This is a genomic window from Halosolutus sp. DAT137, assembly GCF_059736405.1.
Genome location: NZ_JCAQID010000007.1, coordinates 496,062 through 513,973 on the forward strand (window position 1 = coordinate 496,062; position 17,912 = coordinate 513,973).

The following is a 17,912-nucleotide window of genomic DNA, read 5'->3' on the forward strand; positions in this document are numbered from 1 at the left end:
ACGACGACGCCGTACCATCGCCCGACGACACCGTGCCACGGCATGGCAACTTCGTAACACCGAATCAACTCCGCACGAAATCCGGACCATGGCAACCCTTCGACTGCTCGGGACGGCGGCCTATCCGCGCGTCGGCGAGACGGTTCACCTCCTGTTGGATACCGGCGAGGAGTGTCTGCTCGTCGACGCGGGCACGCAGATCGCGGCGACCCTCGAGGACCTGGACTACTCGCCCGGCGACGTGACCGACCTCTTCTGTACGCACTCGCATGCGGACCACCTGCTCGGCGTTCCGTTCTTCCTCCTCGGACGGTTTTTCACCCGAATCGGTGCGATTCGTGCCGCCGAACCGGAGCACCCGCTGACGGTTCGCGGAAGTGAGGAGACACTCGCCGATCTGCGCACGCTCACCGGCGTCGTGACGCCCGGTCTCGACGAACTGCTGGCCGAGGACGATCGAATTCGGGAGACGGCCGTCGGCGATCGCTTCGCCGTCGGCGACGTGGCCGTCGAGGTCTGCCCGGCCGACCACGCCGTTCCGACGCAGGGACTCGTTTTCGACGGCGACAGACGGATTGTCTACACCGCGGATACGACGGCGACCCCCGCGCTCCGGGACGCTGTCGACAGCTGTGACATCGTTATTCACGAATCGATGTACGCCGACGAGCACGCCGACCTCGCGGTCGACCTCGGCCACGCCACTGCTCGAGAGGCCGGCGCGTTCGCTGACGCGACCGACGCCGAAGAACTCTGGCTCGTCCACGTCGCCGATCGGTACGACCGACCGGTCCGACTGCAGCGAGAGGCGGAAACCGAGTTCGACGGCCGGGTCGTCTTTCCCGATCGATTCGAGACGCTGTCGCTGTAATCGACTGGACGGTGCGGCGTCCCTCCTCCCACCCTGGAGGCGATCACTTGCGAGGGTCGATCGTCGACGAGGAGCGATCGCTGGCTGTCTACACCACCCGGTTGTGGAACCCATCGCCGCGTTCGAGTCGATCGACGTTCTCGCGGACGATGTCCCCGGTGTCGCGGAAGTAGTCCCGCGTGAACGCCGCGCAGTGGGGGGTAACGATCACCTCGTCCATTCCCCACAGCGGAGAGTCCACTGGGAGCGGTTCGGTCTCGAACACGTCGAGGGCAGCACCCGCGATCGATCCCGAGTCGAGCGCGTCGACGAGCGCCGGCTGGTCGACGACGCCGCCGCGGGCGACGTTGACGAAGTAGGCGTCCTCGTCCATCGCGTCGAACTCCGCGGCCCCGAAGAGGTGGTGGGTTTCGTCGGTCAGCGGGACCGTGACGATCACGAAGTCGGCGTCGGCGATCGCCTCGTGGAGTTCGTCGTTCGGGTGCATCGTCTCGAAACCGGGGACGGGATCGCCGGAGCGACGGACGCCGGTAACGTGGACCCCGAGTGCCCCGAGAACCTCCGCGACGCCGCTGCCGAGGGTACCCGTTCCGACGACACAGGCCGACGTTCCGGGGAGCGTGAACCCGTCGTCCCACTCGGGAGACTCCCAGCGGCGGTCCTGCTGGTTGGCGACGTGATCGTGTAGCCGCCGAGCGAACGCGAGGAGGTACCCTGCGACCGTCTCACCGACCGTTCGATCGTGAATGCCCGTGCTATTGGTCAGCACCACATCGTTGGTCTCGAACTCGTCGAACGGAAATCGATCGACGCCCGCCTGAATCGAGTGAACCCAGTCCAGCTCGAAAAACGCCTCGCGGTGTTCGAGCGTGACGATCGCATCACAGGACTCAATCCCGTCATCTCCGACGACGCGTACGGCAATTGGGAGATCGGAAAGGTACTCGCGAAGTTCCGACGCGGGGAACACCGCGTCGACGGAGTCGTGGACGCCGAGTCGATCGAGGGCGAACTGCGGTGGCATACCGGCTGGTACGGACGAGGTGAGGTTCAAAGTTCCCACCGCAACAACGAGTATGAGATGGCGGCTCGGAGAAAATCCCTCGTCACACGGGGCTCAGTGGGGGTAACTCTTCGTCACTGCCGCCAGCCGAATCTACCGGCGGGAGGGGTTTCCGTCTGTCGCTTTACCGCTCGAGTGCCACGTCTCGAGATCGCGCAACTCCTCGGCGACCGACCGAATCGCGTCCGACTCCAGCACGCCCCGCTCGGTCACGAACTCGCTCACGCAGTCGGCGGGGGTCACGTCGAACGTCGGATTCGACACGTCGATCGCGGCCGGGCCGTCGTACACCGCGGATCGATCGCCGGACTCCAGATTCACCCCCTCGCGGGTCGAGACCTTGTCCGTGGCCGCGACGACGGTGACCGGAATTCCCTCGCGCTGGGCTGCGATCGCCAGCCCGCGGGTTCCCGTCTTGTTCACCACGGAGCCGTCGGGAAGAATCGTGTCCGCGCCGACGAGGACGCGATCGACCCTCTCGGTCGCGAGGACGTGGGCCACGGCCGCATCGGTGTGGAGCGTGACTGGGCAGTCGTCCGCGAACGTTTCCGCCACGTCGACGCCTTCCCGGGCCGGCCGAGACTCTGCGACGAACACCCGCGACGGTGCGCCCTCGCGAATCGCGTCGAGAACCGTTCCGGAGCGAGAAAGGGTCGCGACACTCCCGTCGATTCGCTCGGCCGCGTTCGCTGCGGCCTCGTCGTCGGCAGCGAGTGCGCGATCGATCCCCGAGCGAGCCGCCGCGAGCACGGCGTGTGCACACGGTGATCCGTCGCTTGCGTCGTCGTCCCCCCCGTCGTCGTCCGCCCCGTCGTTGTCCGCCCCGTCTCCAGTTTCGTCGTCGTCCGCCTCGCTCCCGCCTCTCTCATCGATCGCCTCGGCCATCACCCGGTTCACCCGGTTTCTGAGGACGGCCATCGACGGTCGCGCTTCTATCAGTCGGCCGGCGAGTGCGGTCAGTTCGTCCCACTCGCCCGTCGGGTCGCGACCGTACGCCGATCGCTCGGCAACCGAGACGGCCGCGCGATCGCGAAGCACTTCGATGGCTCGAACGGAGAGCGTGGCAGCGCCGTGGTCTTCGTCGGCCGCGATCGATCGCACCGTCGGCGCGACGCGCTCGTAGGCCGTCCAGAGTACGGGGACTGTCTCGCGATCGTTGTCGGGGTCGACGATGACGGTGGGCGAGACCCATTCGGAGTCGTCGTGTTCCTCGTTCAGGTCGATTTCGCGCGTCTCGCAGTCGAAAAGGGAGGGGTGAACGACCCACTCCCGACCGAGGTCTGGGTCCTCGACGGAGACCGGCCGGCCCGATCGGACGAGCGAGAGATCCGCATCGGTGAGCCCCGTCTCCTCGCGGATTTCGCGGCGGACCTGCTCATCGGGGTCGCCCTCTGCGAAGCCGGAGACGCCGCCCCACTGGCCCCGGTAGGTGCCGACGGCGTCGCTACGGCGCAAGAGGAGCACCCGTCCGCGGTTGCGGAGGAACGCGGTGACGACGTGGCTGGAGTCGTCACTCGCTTCCTCGCCACCGTCGCCATCAGCCCTCGTCACGTCGGTCATACCCGATACCACGGACGCAGCGACGGAAGTGCTTTCGAACTCGGTGTTCGACAACGGCGGTTCGAAATCAGTGCTCGGCCGAGGGCGTTCGGAGTCGGCGCTCGGTGGCAGGCGTCCGAATGAGCACTCGGTGGCGGAGTCGGTGCCCGCGATCGCAACCGAGATCGCCACCCCGTAACGTGGTTCTGAGTTGACTGGATGCCGCCGCTTTGCCGTGAACTATACCCGTCTCGCGTTCTACGTGGTAGCATGACCCAACGAGTCACGGTCTCGCTCGACGACGACTCGACGGCGGCACTCGAGCGGTTGCTCGCCGAGACCGACAAGAGCCAGAGCGAAGTCGTTCGCCGTGCATTGGCCTTCTACGCGGCGAACTTCGAGGCCGCCAGCGGACGGCCCAGCGAGAATTTAGAACAGTACTACCAGATGCTCACCTCCGGGGAGCACGTCCTCCTCGACGTCGACTTCCTGCACGCGTTCCTCGAACACGCCTACGACGGCGGCGACCCCGACCCCGCGTTCGTGGAGGCGGCCGATCGCGTCTCGGATTATCACGCCCGTGAGTACGCGGCCCGATTCGACGAGGTGGGCGAACTGCTCGAGTGGCTGTCGTTCTGTGGCTTTCTCGAAGTTCGCCGCGAAGAAGATGCGGTCCACCACATCGTCTTCCCCTCCGAGCCGATCCAATGGTTTATGACCAGGTTCATCGACCGGTCCACCGTCGACATGCCGACGGACATCGAGATCGATCGGGGCGTCTCGAAAGTTATTATCACCGAACTCTGACCCCCGGTGGCGATCGCTGACGGTTCATCTCCTGCCGAGTAGTTTCCGTTGCCGGTTCATCTCCTGCGATGGCTTCGGTTTTGTTCCCCGCTAGTCATCATACACCTGCATACTCGTTCACACACCGAACATCACCGAGAGTGGAATCGTAATCGATCGTATGTCCAGCTCTCAACAACCTTTTTGGTAGTTTCTACAAGGGGTGTATGTGGACACATATCATGGGAATCGCAGACCGACTGAAGGCGATCGGACCGGGCGCGCTGGTTGCAGCGGCGTTCGTCGGTCCGGGAACCGTAACGACTGCAAGCGTCATCGGTGCCGAGTACGCCTACCTGCTCGTCTGGACGATCGCGTTCTCGATCGTCGCGACGATCGTTCTCCAGGAGATGAGCGCGCGACTCGGCCTGATCTCGAAAGAGGGACTGGGCGAGGCGTTACGAAACGAGTTCTCGAACCCGTTCGCGAAAGGGGCGACAGTCGTGCTCGTCGTGAGCGCGATCGGAATCGGAACGGCGGCGTTCCAGACCGGGAACATCGTCGGCGGCGCGGCCGGGCTGTCGACGATCACCGGCATCAGCGAGAATATCTGGGGACCGATCATCGGCGTCATCGCCGGCGCGTTGCTGTGGACGGGGAACTATAAACTGATCGAACGGGTGTTCATCGGACTCGTCGTGGTCATGGGGCTGGCGTTCGTCATCAACGCGATCCTCGTTCGCCCGGACGTTACCGCACTCGGCGGCGGCCTCGTGCCGACGGTTCCCGAGGGGTCGGCGTACCTGATCGCCGGCCTCGTCGGGACGACCGTCGTCGGCTACAACCTGTTCTTGCACGCCAGTACCGTCCAGGAGCGCTGGAGCGGAGCGAGCGACCTCGCTGAGTGTCGCACCGACACGATCGTGATGATCATCGTCGGCGGGATTATCACGACCTCGATCGTCGTCACCGCCGCCTCGGTGTTCCCCGAAGGAACCTCGATCGCCGACGTCGGCGAGATGGCCGACCAGCTCGAGCCGCTCTTCGGCGGCTACGCGCTGACGTTCTTCGCGATCGGACTCTTCGCGGCCGGCTTTACCAGCGCGATGAGCGCACCGCTTGCCGGAGCGTACGCGACTGCCGGGGCACTCGGCTGGGAACGCGATCTCACCTCGACGCGCTTCCGGGCGATCTGGGGAACGATCCTCGCCACGGGAATCGTCTTCTCGGCGCTCGATTACAACCCGGTCGAGGTGATCGTCTTCGCACAGGTCGCCAACGGGCTCCTCCTCCCGATCCTCGCCGTCTTCCTCATCTACGCGATGAACAACGACGGCCTGCTCGGCGAACACACCAACACCACCCTCCAGAACGTCCTCGGCGGGATCGTTACGCTCGTCGTGGTCGGAATCGGTCTCCAAACGCTCTACGACGTTTTGATCCTCTGACTGAATGAACGATATAAACGCGGCGGACTCGAATGGTGACGTATCAATGGACGAAAGCGAACTGACGGACAACGCCGTTCAGGATGGCGCCACGACCCGAATCGGCGTCGACGTCGGGGGCACGTTCACCGACGTGGCGCTCTCGGTCGACGATCGGCTCGTCACCGCGAAGGTGCCGACGACCGACCCACAGCACGTCGGCGTGCTCGAGGGGCTTCGAAAGGCCTGCGATCGCGCCGGTATCGACCCCGGCGAGATCGACGAGTTCGCCCACGCGATGACCGTCTCGGTCAACGCCCTGCTCGAGCGAGGGGGTGCGAAGACGGCGTTGGTCACCACCGGCGGCTTCCGAGACGTGCTCGAAATCGGGCGACAGAATCGACCGGATCTCTACGATCTCGACGCCGAGAAGCCGGACCCGCTGGTTCCCCGCCAGCGCCGGTTCGAGATCGACGAGCGAACGACGATCGACGGCGTCGAACGCGGAGTCGATCGCGACGAGGTTCGAGCCCTCGCGGCGACCCTGCGCGATCACGACGTCGAAGCTGTCGCCATCTCCTTGCTCCACGCCTACGCCGATCCGGCAAACGAGCAGGTCGTCGCGGAGACGCTGCGCGAGGAACTCGACGTGCCCGTCTCGGCCTCCCACGAGGTGCTCGCGGAGTTCCGCGAGTTCGAGCGAACGTCGACGACCGCCGTCGACGCCTACGTTCGCCCGGCGATCGATCGCTACGTCGGCCGACTCGTCGACGAAGCGGCCGACGCGGGGATTCCGGCCCCGCGGATCATGCAGGCAAACGGCGGGATCGCGGATCCCGAAACGGTCCGCGAACACGCCGTGACGACGACGCTGTCCGGCCCCGCTGCCGGGGTCGTCGGCGCGGCTGCGACCGTCGACGATGACGACGTCGAAGGGCTCGTCACCTTCGACATGGGTGGCACCTCGAGCGACGTGAGCCTCGTCCGCGACGGGCAGGCCGAGCGGACGACCGACGCGGAAATCGACGGCCTCCCGATCCGAACGCCGATGGTCGACGTGAACACCGTCGGCGCGGGCGGCGGCTCGATCGCCTGGGTCGACGCCGGCGGCGCGCTTCGGGTCGGTCCCCGATCGTCGGGTGCCGAACCCGGCCCGGCCTGTTACGGCAAGGGCGGGACCGAACCCACCGTGACGGACGCCAACGTCGTACTCGGCTACATCGGCCCCGAAACGGCACTCGGCGGCGAGATGACCCTCGACGTGGAGGCGGCCCACGACGCGCTCGAGCGACTGGCCGACGAGGCCGGACTCGACGACGCGCTGGAGGCAGCCCGCGGCGTCTTTCGGGTCGCAAACGCGACGATGACCCGGACGATCCGATCGGTGACGGTCGAACGGGGCCACGACCCGCGAGAGTTCGCGCTCGTCGCGTTCGGGGGCGCGGGACCGATGCACGCCGCCGCGCTCGCGGAGGCGCTCGAAGTCGATCGCGTCGTCGTCCCGCGGCCGGGCGGCGTGCTCTCGGCGTTCGGACTGCTCGCGGCCGACGAGAGCTACGATGCGGTCCGAACCGTCGGCGTCGATCTCGAGGGAGCCGACAGGGGGAGACTCGAGTCGGTCTACGACGACCTCGTCGCGGACGTGCTCGCGGACGCCTCCGATCGCGACCGGGCGCGGGTCGAACGCGCGGCCGACTGCCGGTACGCCGGCCAGAGCTTCGAGTTGACCGTGTCGGTCGACGAATCGATCGATCTCGAGGCGATCGCAGAGCGTTTCCACGCGGCCCACGAGCGGGCCTACGGCTACGAACTGGACGCCGAAATCGAGATCGTCAACCTTCGCGCGACGGCGACCGTTCCCGGCACCGAGCCGACCGTTCGCCACGACGGCGAAGGAGATGCGATCGTCAGCACCCGAAACGCACACTTCCCGGGCACCGGCGAGCGCGAGGCGACCGTCTACGACCGCGATCGGCTCGAGGCGGGCACGACGCTCTCGGGGCCGGCGGTCCTCGAACAGGCGGAAAGTACGACCGTCGTCCCGCCGACCTGGGACGGCGAGATTCTCGCGGACGGCACGCTCGTGATGAGTCGAACGGGGAACGCCCGGAGGGGCCACCAATGAGCGACAAGACGAAAGGAACGACGGACGGGAGCGACGCCGGGATCGACCCGGTCACGCTCGAGGTACTGCGAAACCAACTCGAGAGCGTCGCCGAGGAGATGGGCCAGACCCTGATCCGCGGGGCGTACTCGCCGAACATCAAGGAGCGCCGGGACTGCTCGACGGCGCTGTTCGACGCCGAGGGGCGCATGATCGCCCAGGCCGAGCACATCCCGGTCCACCTCGGCGCGATGCCCGCGGCCGTCGACGCCGTCCGCGAGTACGAGCCGAAACCGGGCGACGTGTTCGTCCTCAACGACCCGTTCACCGGCGGGACGCACCTGCCGGACGTGACGATGGTGTCTCCGATCGCGCCCACGCTCGACAATTCCGAAGGTGACCCCATCGAGAGCAGAGAGATCGTCGGCTACGCCGTTTCCCGAGCCCACCACGCCGACGTCGGGGGGATGACCCCCGGCAGCATGCCCGCAGGGGCACAGGAAATCTACCAGGAGGGGTTGCGACTCCCGCCGACGCGGCTCGTCGAGGGCGGCGAGGTCCGCGAGGACGTCCGCGCGCTGGTGCTCGCGAACGTCAGAAACCCCCGAGAGCGCCGCGCCGACCTCCGCGCACAACTCGCGGCGAACGACCGCGCCGAGGCCAGACTCGCCGCGCTGTTCGACGAACACGGCCGCGAGACCGTCCTCGACGGGTTCGACGCCGTGATCGACTACTCGCGCGAGCGAATCGAAGACGAAATCGCGGCGCTGCCGGACGGCACTTACGAGGCGACCGATGTGCTCGAGGGCGACGGCGTCACCGAGGACGATATCCAGATCGCCGTGACGGTAACGGTCGACGGGGCGTCGATCGGCGTCGACTTCACGGGCACGGACGACCAGCTCGCGGGCAATCTCAACGCGCCGCTGGCGGTCGCGAAGAGCGCGGTCTACTTCGTCGTGCGCTGTATCACGGATCCCGAAATCCCCCCGAATCACGGCTGTTACGAGCCGGTGAGCGTCTACGCACCCGAAGGCTCGTTGCTCAATCCGGCGGTGCCCGCCGCCGTCGTCGGCGGGAACGTCGAGACCAGCCAGCGCGTAACGGACGTGGTCTTCACGGCCCTCGCCGGGGCCGCACCCGATCGCGTCCCGGCCCAGAGTCAGGGCACGATGAACAACCTGACCATCGGCGCGCGGGACGGCTCGTTCACCTACTACGAGACGATCGGCGGCGGGTTCGGCGGCCGCGCCGACCGCGACGGGATGGACGGCGTCCAGGTCGGGATGACGAACACCCTGAACACGCCCATCGAATCGATCGAGTCCGAGTACCCGCTCCGAGTCGAGCGATACGCGTTCCGCCCGGACAGCGGCGGCTGCGGCCAGTTCCGCGGCGGACTCGGGCTGGAGCGATCGGTCACCGTCGAAACCGACGCGACGGTCTCCCTGTTGACCGAGCGCCGCAGGCACGCCCCGAAAGGCGTCGCCGGCGGCGAAAACGGCGCGGTCGGGGAGAACCTGCTCGACGGCGAGCAGGTGGCGGCAAAGACGACCGTCGACGTCGAAGCAGGCACCACAGTCACGGTTCGCACACCCGGCGGCGGCGGTCACGGCGATCCGGCAGACAGAGGCCCGGCGGCGATCGAGGCCGATCGGCTCGCGGAGAAACGAGCCACTCCAGCGGACGAGGGCGATCGATAATGACTGGTGACGGAGCCGACGACGAGCGCCACGAGGATGCGATCGACGGCCGAATCGGGTTGATCGTTCCCTCCTCGAACACGACAGCCGAACCGGAGTTCCGGGCGGCCCTCCCGGCAACCGTGACCGTCCACGGCGGGAGAATGGCCCTCGAGTCGGTGACCGTCGACGCACTGGATGCGATGAGCGACGACGCCGCACGGGCGGCCGAACTCCTCGGCCACGCGGACGTCGACGCGATCGCCTACGCCTGTACCACCGGCAGCCTGCTCCACGGACCGGGGTTCGACGCCGAACTCGAGGACCGACTGGGATCCGCGGCGGGCGTCCCGGCCGTGGCGACGGCGCGATCGGTGATTCGGGCGCTCGAGGCGCTCGAAGTCGATCGACTGGCCGTGGTGACGCCGTACACCGCCGATCTCGACGAGAAAGAGCGGGACTTCCTCGCGGCCGCGGGCTACGAGGTCGTCTCGATAGGCGGCCGCGGCATCGAGGCAAACACGGAGATTGGGGCACTAACACCCGACGACGCCGCCGAACAGGTGCTCGAACACGTCGAGGCGGACGCGGTCGATGGAGATGCGGGCGCGACCGGCGGTGACGCGGACGCGGCCGCTAGCGATTCCGAGGCGATCGACGCCGTGTTCGTCTCCTGTACGAACTACCGCTCGCTCGCGGCGATCGATCGCCTCGAAGCCGAACTCGGCGTCCCAGTCGTGACGAGCAACGGGGCGACGCTGTGGGACCTTCGACGAGTGACCGGATTGGCGATCGACGGACCGGGAGTGCTGTTCGATCGACAGCCGTAGCGCGCTGGGCCTGTCGTCGATCGCGGTCGTCAGACCGTCCGCTCCGGCGGGACGAGCATCACGTTCCCGTTCGCGCGGGCCACGATATCCTCGGAAACGCTGCCGAGTAACAGACGCCGGAGCCGGCTGTGGCCGCGAGAGCCGACGAGGATCGTCGTCGGCTCGTGCTCCGCCTCGGCGTCGAGGATCTCGTCCGCCGGATCGCCCTGTCGAATCTCGGTTCGCGTCTCGATCCCCCAGTCTTCGAGCCGGGCCGCCAGCTCCGCGAGTCGCTCGACCGGGTCGTCGTCGTCCGGAAGTCCCGGATCCTTCGGCGTCTCGACGTGGACGAGCGTTACCTCCCCGGTCGCGTGACGCAGGTACGAGAACGCCTCGAACGCCCGATCGGCGTTTTCGGAGAAGTCGGTCGCGTACAGCACCCGCCGGAACAGGTGTTCTCTGACGACATCAGGCTCCTCGACTCCGCGTTCGATTCGGTTGACGAGCAACGGGACGACCGTCGTCCGAGAGAGGTTGCGCGCGGTCGAGCCGATGACGCGGTTCTCGAGCGGGCTCTTCCCGCGCGAGCCGACGATCGTCATGCTCGCGCCGATCGTCCCGGCGATCCCGTTGATTCGTCGGTGTGGCGTCCCGCGGACGACGTGCGTCTCGACTTCGAACCCGGCAGCCTCGATGACCCGGCGGTACCGGTCGAGGGCGCGCCGGCGTCGGCCTTCGAAGTCGATACCGGGCATCCCCGCGTGGACGTTCGACGGGACGACGGTGACGAGGTGGATCTCGTCGACGCCGATTCGGCCGAGACACTCGAGGCACGTCTCGCTCTGGATGGTCGCCTCACTCGCTGCCGAGAGGTCGGTCGCACAGACCGCTTTCATACCCATGATATGGGTCGGTGGTATAATATTGTTTGGATAATCCAATACAAGGAGTAGTTCGCGCGCGGTAAAACAGGTGCGATCACCGATCGTCTCGGGCGGACGACTCGTGGTCCCGGTGACAGAGCGATCCGATACGTCTTCGACATCGGAACGATTGTCGCCACGCGATCGGTTTCGACGCATTCTACGGTAGACTCCGTCCGAGAACGAACCGCTATATCTTGGTAACATACAGAAATATTCGCGTTGGATAGCCGTGAGATAGTCTGCAATAATATTGTGTAGTAAACCCAAAAGCGTTATATCTGTACTTCGGATAGAGGGGAGTGAACAGTAAGCCATGATCCACACACGATCGAACTCCGATCGGGGTCGAGACGCATGATCGACCTCGCGACGTTTTCACCACCAGTACAGGCAGGCGTGCTCGTCAGCGCCGTCCTCGTCGAGGCGATCGTCCTCTACGTGGGCTATGGCGCACTCGAGCAGGTCGTAGCGAACCCCCTGATCGAGCGGATCAAGCGCGCGTAAATGGAACTCTTCGGAATCGCACTGACGATACTCGTGTTGTTCGTGAGCTTCGGCTTCATGATCGGCGTGCTGTTCGGTTTCTTCGGAATGGGCGGCTCCTTCCTCGTGACGCCCGCGCTGCTCGTGATGGGGTACCCCGCCCGCGTCGCCGTCGGGAGCGGCATGGCGTTCGTCTTCGGGACGGCCGTGATCGCCACGCTGAAACACCACGACCTAGGACAGGTCGACTACAAACTCGGCGGATTGATGGTCGTCGGAACCTCCGTCGGCATCGAGGTGGGACGGATCAGCGTCTTCTACCTGGAGGAACTCGGTCTCGCCAGCGGCGTCATCGGCGTCACCTACGTCTTTCTGCTGGGCGCGATCGGGCTGTTCGTCACGTACAATGCCCTCGGCGGTGACGGCGACGACAGCGGCGGCGGCCACCACGATCCCGGCGCCGAGATCGATCCGGACGCTATCCCGAATATCGCCAAGAAGATCCAGTCGTACCACGTGCCGCCGATGGTGACGATCACGGGCGGCCTCAGCGTCTCGCTGTGGGTGGTTCTCGGCGTTGCGTTCGTCACGGGGCTGCTGTCGGGCTTTCTCGGCGTCGGCGGCGGCTTCATCCGGATGCCCGCGATGTTCTACCTCATCGGGGTCCCGGTCCCCGTAGCGGTCGGAACCGATCTCTTCGAGATCGTCATCTCCGGCGGGATCGGCTCCTACCTCTACGGGATGGAAGGCGGCGTCGACCTCTCGATCGTCGCACCGCTGATCGCCGGCAGCGCGCTCGGCGCACGAATCGGCTCGGCCGCGACGAGCATCGTCGACGAGGGCGACATCAAGATCTACTTCGGACTGATGTTGCTCGGCGGCTCGATCGCGGTCGCGTTCCGGCAGATCGGCGACTCCCTCGGGATCGAGGTCCTGAGTACGATCAGCTTCGCGCTGATCATGCTCTCGGCCCTGCTAGTCAGCGGCGCCGTGATCTACAGCACGATCGCGACGATGCGCGCCGAGACCGACGGGACGGCGGCGACCGCCGACTGACAGTCGCGATCGACCACGTCGCCCGACGCCGCAGTGACCGATTCCGGGCTTCGAACCGAGGCGATCCGTACCGACGGAATCGACTCTCGGAAGCCGAGAATCAGAATCGCGCTTTATTGCGCTGGGTGATCTATCTCTGTCGATCGACGATGCGCTCACCGTTTACCCGTCTTGGATCCAGCCACAGGGCGACGGCGACGAGCACCGACTTCGATGTCCCGCGAGGCAACCCGTGACCCGAACCAACGGCTCGCTTCCTCGACCGTACGCCCTCGCGTCTCTCGCGACGATCGTTCTCGCTGCGATCGCGACGATCGTCGGGCTGTTCGTCCCCGGATTCTACCGGGACGCCCCGGTGCTCCTCCCGCAGCTCTACGGGCAGGACCTGCTGACGCTGTTCGTGGCACTGCCAGTTTTTGCGATCGCGCTGTACTACGCCGCCCGGGGATCGCTGCGCGGCTACGTCGTCTGGCTCGGCGTGGACGGCTACCTGCTGTACACGTACGCCTCCTACGCGTTCATGACGGCGTTCAACGAACTGTACCTCGTCTACACGACGCTGCTGTGGCTCACCCTGGTCACCTTCGTCGGCGGGCTGGTCCGACTCGACGCCACCGAGGTGAAGCGGGCCGCCGAGGGGCTCTCCGTTCGACCGTACGTCGCCTTCCAGGTCCTGCTGGCAGCGCTCGTCGCGTTCCTGTGGCTGGCCGAAGTGGTGCCCGCAATCGTCGCCGGGACGACGCCGCCAAGCGTTGCCGAGGCGGCACTACCGACGTCGGTCATCCACTCGCTCGACCTGGGGATCATCCTACCGGCGTTCCTACTCACGGCGTACTGGCTTCGCGAGCGTCGGGCGTGGGGGTACGCGTTCACCGCCGTGCTCCTCGTGAAGGCGGCGACGCTCGGGCTGGCCGTGCTGGCGATGGCCGCCTTCCAGCTCCGCGACGGCCAGCTCGTTCCGATCCCCGTCCTCGCCGTCTTCGGCACCCTGACGCTGTCGAGTCTCGCGCTGCTGGGCCGGTTCCTGCGATCGATCGGCCCTCGACACCCGTCAGCGGCGTCCGTAGTCGACGACTGCAACCCGGTATCGACCCCGGATCGCTCCGGAGAGGACGCGTGATGCGAGCACGGAGCCACCCGGTACGGGGTCGCTGCCCGCTGGTCCCGCTCGCGTCGCGGCCGTTCGTTCGGGAGTACCTGGCAAATCGCAGCGATCGTGGTGACCGCCGTGTTTAGGCTTGTCTTCGGGATCTTCCTCGTGCTCCACGGGTTCGTCCACCTGTGGTACGTCGTGTTGAGTCGGGGCTGGATCGAGGTCGAGGATCAGATGGGGTGGAACGGTCACTCCTGGCTCCTCTCGTCGATCGCACCCGAGGGGACGATCCTGACCGCGGCTAGCGTACTGTACGTTGCGGTGGCGGTGGGGTTCGCTCTCGGCGGCGCGGGCTACGTGCTCCGACTGGATTGGTGGGCTGGGATCGTCGTCGGTTCGGCGCTCCTCTCGACGATCGTCATCGTCTCGATGTGGGACGGCCGGCTCGATCTGCTGGTCGAAAAGGGCGCGGTGGGCGTGCTGATCAACGTCGTCCTGCTGGCGTATCTGGTCGCGATCGAGTGACCAATAGTAGCCACTGAACGTCACTGCACACCCGATCGCACGACGGGAGTGCAGTTCGGAGTAAACGTAGTCCGGAGCGATCGAAGTGAGCGAGAACCACGGACAGTGCGATCGGTGTGTAATTCAGTTCAGTTTGCACTATAGAAGGGTAAAGTCACTGAAACCCTCGATGATAGAACACTGTCTAGTTTAGCACCTCTCCGGCCGGCGTCTTTCCATCGAGTGCTTGGTACGGTCTCTGAAAGTTGTAGTGCCCTGACGGGCGTCGCCGTCCACTCATTCTTCCAAGGTTCTTCTAAATCAGCCTCACAGCCCCCGCTGAGCAGGTCTACGAGCACTAAGCCAATTCACTCAACAATTCTATTCGCTTCCCAAACCGACTCAACTAGACAGTGCCGAAATGCCCTTTGTGTTCACACATATTCATTGAAACACAGGTGTTCGCCTTCTGATGACAGACTGCTTTTGAATCCTTGGCCACGAAGGTTGTCAAAATTCCAGAACCCGTCTTATTCCTCTTCGGTGAGTAGGTCGAGCAGTTGACGGCCTTTCTCAGTAATACGGTATTCCGTCCGATTGCGAGTATCGCCTTCGACTGGATTAGATTCAACCATACCTGCCTCCTCAAGTTCATCAAAATGTTGATAAATGGTCGAAGTAGTAACACCAATTTCCTTATGCATCTTATATCCATGAGATGGTGACTCATTTAGAAGACGGAGAACCTGCATCTTAGTTTCACCAATGAGAGACACGCTATCTACTGGATTAAAGCGTATCCCTTATTTACATTATATCGGTTGAAACCGGCATATGTTTACTTGATAGATTCAACCATCTCCGTGAATGCGTTCTTATTCGACTGATTGGCCCGCATATCGTTCAAGAACTTGCCAACGGTTTCAAGAAAAAAGACTCGCTCAACGTCGTCAACAAGTTTCAGAGAGCTTATAAGTTCATCGGGAGTGATGAATATGAGCTCGATAGGTGCATCTTCCGCTTCTTGACGTGCATCACCTTCCTCTCCCGGTTTGAATCCCGCACCAAGGACGTACAGATATTCACCGAGTTCGTTTATGCGCCCCTTCTCAATAGCGTGTTGAACTGAACTCTGTGTGGCAGGTTTGTCCTTAATTTCCATCGCCTTGTGCAACTCATCATCGTAGAAGATTTCAACGTCACCTGCCGCCTTCGAAAACTCGTCAGAGACATTAGCGTGTTCGCAGTCTACCCGCCAATCACCTTCACCAGCGTGTTCGTAGTAAGTCTGCATAATACCTGCAACGGCGGCAGGTAGGCGTTCACCGTTACCTGATTCTCTCAGATACTCTCTAATATTGAGAGCGATTACGTCGTATGGTGCATCAGATGGCGATTCGAACTCAACTGTTTTCGACTCTAATTCCGAGACTGCTTGCAAGGTCTGCCGAAGAATGTTGGTTGGGTTGAGTTCCCCCTCTTCGACTTGGTTTTGCATCCGCTGTAACAATTTGTAGAGACGTTCCTGCTTCTGACTTGAGCGGGCACGATTACTGGTATCAACTTCAGGGTGGCGAGCAGGATTATTCACGAAGGGTTCAGGACTTCCTCCAAGACGCTCACCGTGCCCTTTCTCCCAAGGAACCAGAGCATCGTGTGCGACAGAACGAGCATCGTATGCACCTTCAAGCGAAGACCCTGCCTGCAAAGCCCGATAGTGAATGTTAGGATTCGTCGCCTTCGAGAGTGCGGCATTCACCAAGATGTAGCGATACGTCTTGTTCGAATCGGTTAGAACTTCCTTGATTTTCGTCCGAACAAAGTCATCGTCTATGTAATCGGTTTGGTCATCGGATTGAACGTGTTTCCATTCTCGGTTCAGAATCTTCGAGGCTTCCTCAGAACTGACATTCTCTTCCGCCAAGTTAGACACCGAGACGTACTTCTAATATAGCACATAAATGTCATATATCGCAAAAAAGCAATATGAAGGGAAGGTTCGACATAATTACTCATCTGACACCTCGGAGAGCGTTTGCTGATTAGCGTCTTTGTCGAGACCGGGATTTACGTGACGATTCGGCGGTTCGTAATTCAACCAAAGACTCTCTTGCCGCTTATCTTTGGTCGTGTGCATCGTCTTCTCCTCAGCGTCAACACGGTTCCAACCGTAATCCTCGAAGACTTCTCTATACAGATCACACTTGTATCCAGAGACAGCAACTTTCCCCTCTGCATTCCGAAGAACCTCGGCTAATTCCCGGTGTTCCTCATCACTCATCTCGTGACCATACGAGTTAGTGTCTCCTCTTGTTCCGTGCGGATATGGTGGGTCGCAGTAGAACAAGGCGTCTTCATCATCGTGACGCTCGACAACCTCGATAGCAGGTTTGTTCTCGATTTGGACTCGACGGAGCCGGTCTGCAACGTCGTATAGTTGTTCGAGTCTTCCGTGCCACCGTGAAACTGCACCCGACATATCTCGACGCGAGGTTGATTTGCAGTAGGCCCATCGTCCGGGCGTGGCCTCCTGGGCCAATCCAGAACGCGTCTGACCTGCACGGACAAAGAACAACCGAGCCTGCTCCATATTGCTTAGTTCATCGTTGTTCTTCTGCTCGACTGCATGAGCGAGTTCTTCACGGCTAAATGGAGTGAGTGCTATCTTTTCGAGAAGTTCATCCCGATCCTCACGGAGAATCTTAAAGAAAGTCACTACGTCGCTGTCTAAATCGTTATATGTTTCTACAGGGCTTGGTTCTCGGTTTATTAGAACTGCGGCGCTTCCGCCAAATGGCTCTATGTATTGGTGAGCCTTCGGGAGCTGTGCCAATATAAAGTCAAGATGACTGTATTTACCACCGTACCAGCGAAATGGAAGCGCCTTACTCATACGTGGTGTAAAATGGTTTGCTATCGCTTATAAGGATTCACTTCTCGTTGAATAGCGACTACGACAAGAGATTGAGCCTACTCGAACCGCTTTCCGGTTGTTGAACCTCAATTTCACCCGGTTCAAGGGGAATTACTTCCGTAACTTTGTACCCATGCTGTCTCACATATATTGCACACATTTTCAATCTTGGGTGGACGTACACCCTATGGCAAAATTCTCAGACGTGTTAATGAAAAATCGACAGTTCTCAAATGATACGTGGTGACGAGGCTACCTTGCTGCCACAGGAATCCCTTCCCGTGTTTGCGGTTTGCGGCTTCGAGGAGTGACCACACATTTGGAGAGGAATTTAGTTGAATGTCGAATTCATAGCGCAGGCGGCTCAAGAAGGGAGTTTGTCGGTAGTAATATTGTCCCCAATCCGTATGAATATTCGCAGAACACAAGACGTGAGTGGGCACGCTCACTCACCGATCGAACTCGCACGAGTGAAGTGCTAATCGCAGGACGGCACGTAGGCTGTCGGTCTTAATTCAACCGGTAAGGGGATACCGACTCCCGAGTTGTGGACTACGCCCGAGAATCTGCTCACTACGCTCACAGAGCCTCGGTCTAGTTCAACTCCGATCGGATCGCAGTCTCACCGCTCACGAAGTTGTTCGCAATGAGAAGT

Annotated in this window: 15 protein-coding genes and 1 pseudogene; 10 read left to right on the forward strand and 6 right to left on the reverse strand. The window is 62.8% G+C overall.

Going from position 1 to position 17,912, the window contains the following annotated elements; translation table 11 throughout:
- Positions 1–88 precede the first annotated feature (88 nt).
- Positions 89–871, forward strand: a complete 783-nt coding sequence (locus AC6I6L_RS12110) for an MBL fold metallo-hydrolase (protein WP_497918022.1) — start codon at positions 89–91, stop codon at positions 869–871.
- 88 nt (positions 872–959) lie between these two features.
- Here the strand turns inward: AC6I6L_RS12110 and ddh are convergent, their stop codons facing one another.
- Complete coding sequence (ddh, locus tag AC6I6L_RS12115) at positions 960–1,895, reverse strand: D-2-hydroxyacid dehydrogenase (protein ID WP_497918023.1); 936 nt, start codon at positions 1,893–1,895, stop codon at positions 960–962.
- A 132-nt stretch (positions 1,896–2,027) separates the two neighbouring features.
- Positions 2,028–3,494 carry an eIF2B alpha/beta/delta subunit family protein gene (locus AC6I6L_RS12120; protein WP_497918024.1) on the reverse strand — a complete coding sequence of 489 codons (1,467 nt, stop codon included), beginning with the start codon at positions 3,492–3,494 and terminating at the stop codon, positions 2,028–2,030.
- A gap of 249 nt (positions 3,495–3,743) precedes the next feature.
- Here AC6I6L_RS12120 and AC6I6L_RS12125 point away from each other — a divergent pair, with 249 nt between their 5' ends.
- From AC6I6L_RS12125 to AC6I6L_RS12145, 5 genes and pseudogenes are all read left to right on the forward strand, one after another.
- On the forward strand, positions 3,744–4,280 hold the full coding sequence (locus tag AC6I6L_RS12125) for a ribbon-helix-helix protein, CopG family (protein ID WP_497918025.1): 537 nt from the start codon (positions 3,744–3,746) through the stop codon (positions 4,278–4,280).
- Positions 4,281–4,501: 221 nt separating this feature from the next.
- A complete protein-coding gene (locus AC6I6L_RS12130) occupies positions 4,502–5,707 on the forward strand; it encodes an Nramp family divalent metal transporter (RefSeq protein ID WP_497918026.1) in 1,206 nt (401 codons plus the stop codon).
- Positions 5,708–5,753: 46 nt separating this feature from the next.
- Positions 5,754–7,787 (forward strand): annotated as a pseudogene (locus AC6I6L_RS12135) (hydantoinase/oxoprolinase family protein); the annotation flags it as partial.
- A gap of 20 nt (positions 7,788–7,807) precedes the next feature.
- The gene (locus AC6I6L_RS12140; protein WP_497918027.1) at positions 7,808–9,493 is read left to right on the forward strand and encodes a hydantoinase B/oxoprolinase family protein; all 1,686 of its coding nucleotides are present in this window, start codon (positions 7,808–7,810) and stop codon (positions 9,491–9,493) included.
- Positions 9,493–10,302, forward strand: a complete 810-nt coding sequence (locus tag AC6I6L_RS12145) for a maleate cis-trans isomerase family protein (RefSeq protein ID WP_497918028.1) — start codon at positions 9,493–9,495, stop codon at positions 10,300–10,302. Before AC6I6L_RS12140 ends, AC6I6L_RS12145 begins: the two co-directional genes overlap by 1 nt.
- Positions 10,303–10,331: 29 nt before the next feature.
- On the opposite strand, the gene AC6I6L_RS12150 is transcribed toward AC6I6L_RS12145, so the two are convergent.
- Positions 10,332–11,177, reverse strand: a complete 846-nt coding sequence (locus AC6I6L_RS12150; RefSeq protein ID WP_497918029.1) for a universal stress protein — start codon at positions 11,175–11,177, stop codon at positions 10,332–10,334.
- Positions 11,178–11,561: 384 nt separating this feature from the next.
- Between AC6I6L_RS12150 and AC6I6L_RS12155 the strand changes: the two genes are divergently transcribed.
- The 4 genes from AC6I6L_RS12155 (at position 11,562) to AC6I6L_RS12170 (ending at position 14,364) form a co-directional block, all read left to right on the forward strand.
- On the forward strand, positions 11,562–11,711 hold the full coding sequence (locus AC6I6L_RS12155; RefSeq protein ID WP_497918030.1) for a DUF7512 family protein: 150 nt from the start codon (positions 11,562–11,564) through the stop codon (positions 11,709–11,711).
- Complete coding sequence (locus AC6I6L_RS12160) at positions 11,712–12,746, forward strand: sulfite exporter TauE/SafE family protein (RefSeq protein ID WP_497918031.1); 1,035 nt, start codon at positions 11,712–11,714, stop codon at positions 12,744–12,746.
- A 232-nt stretch (positions 12,747–12,978) separates the two neighbouring features.
- A complete protein-coding gene (locus AC6I6L_RS12165; protein WP_497918032.1) occupies positions 12,979–13,866 on the forward strand; it encodes a hypothetical protein in 888 nt (295 codons plus the stop codon).
- Positions 13,867–13,974: 108 nt separating this feature from the next.
- The gene (locus AC6I6L_RS12170) at positions 13,975–14,364 is read left to right on the forward strand and encodes a hypothetical protein (protein WP_497918033.1); all 390 of its coding nucleotides are present in this window, start codon (positions 13,975–13,977) and stop codon (positions 14,362–14,364) included.
- Positions 14,365–14,873: 509 nt separating this feature from the next.
- On the opposite strand, the gene AC6I6L_RS12175 is transcribed toward AC6I6L_RS12170, so the two are convergent.
- From AC6I6L_RS12175 to AC6I6L_RS12185, 3 genes are all read right to left on the reverse strand, one after another.
- Positions 14,874–15,095, reverse strand: a complete 222-nt coding sequence (locus AC6I6L_RS12175; protein WP_497918034.1) for a PadR family transcriptional regulator — start codon at positions 15,093–15,095, stop codon at positions 14,874–14,876.
- Between the two features lie 86 nt (positions 15,096–15,181).
- A complete protein-coding gene (locus AC6I6L_RS12180; protein WP_497918035.1) occupies positions 15,182–16,276 on the reverse strand; it encodes a restriction endonuclease, SacI family in 1,095 nt (364 codons plus the stop codon).
- 75 nt (positions 16,277–16,351) lie between these two features.
- Positions 16,352–17,236 carry a DNA adenine methylase gene (locus AC6I6L_RS12185; protein WP_497918036.1) on the reverse strand — a complete coding sequence of 295 codons (885 nt, stop codon included), beginning with the start codon at positions 17,234–17,236 and terminating at the stop codon, positions 16,352–16,354.
- Positions 17,237–17,912: the final 676 nt, after the last annotated feature.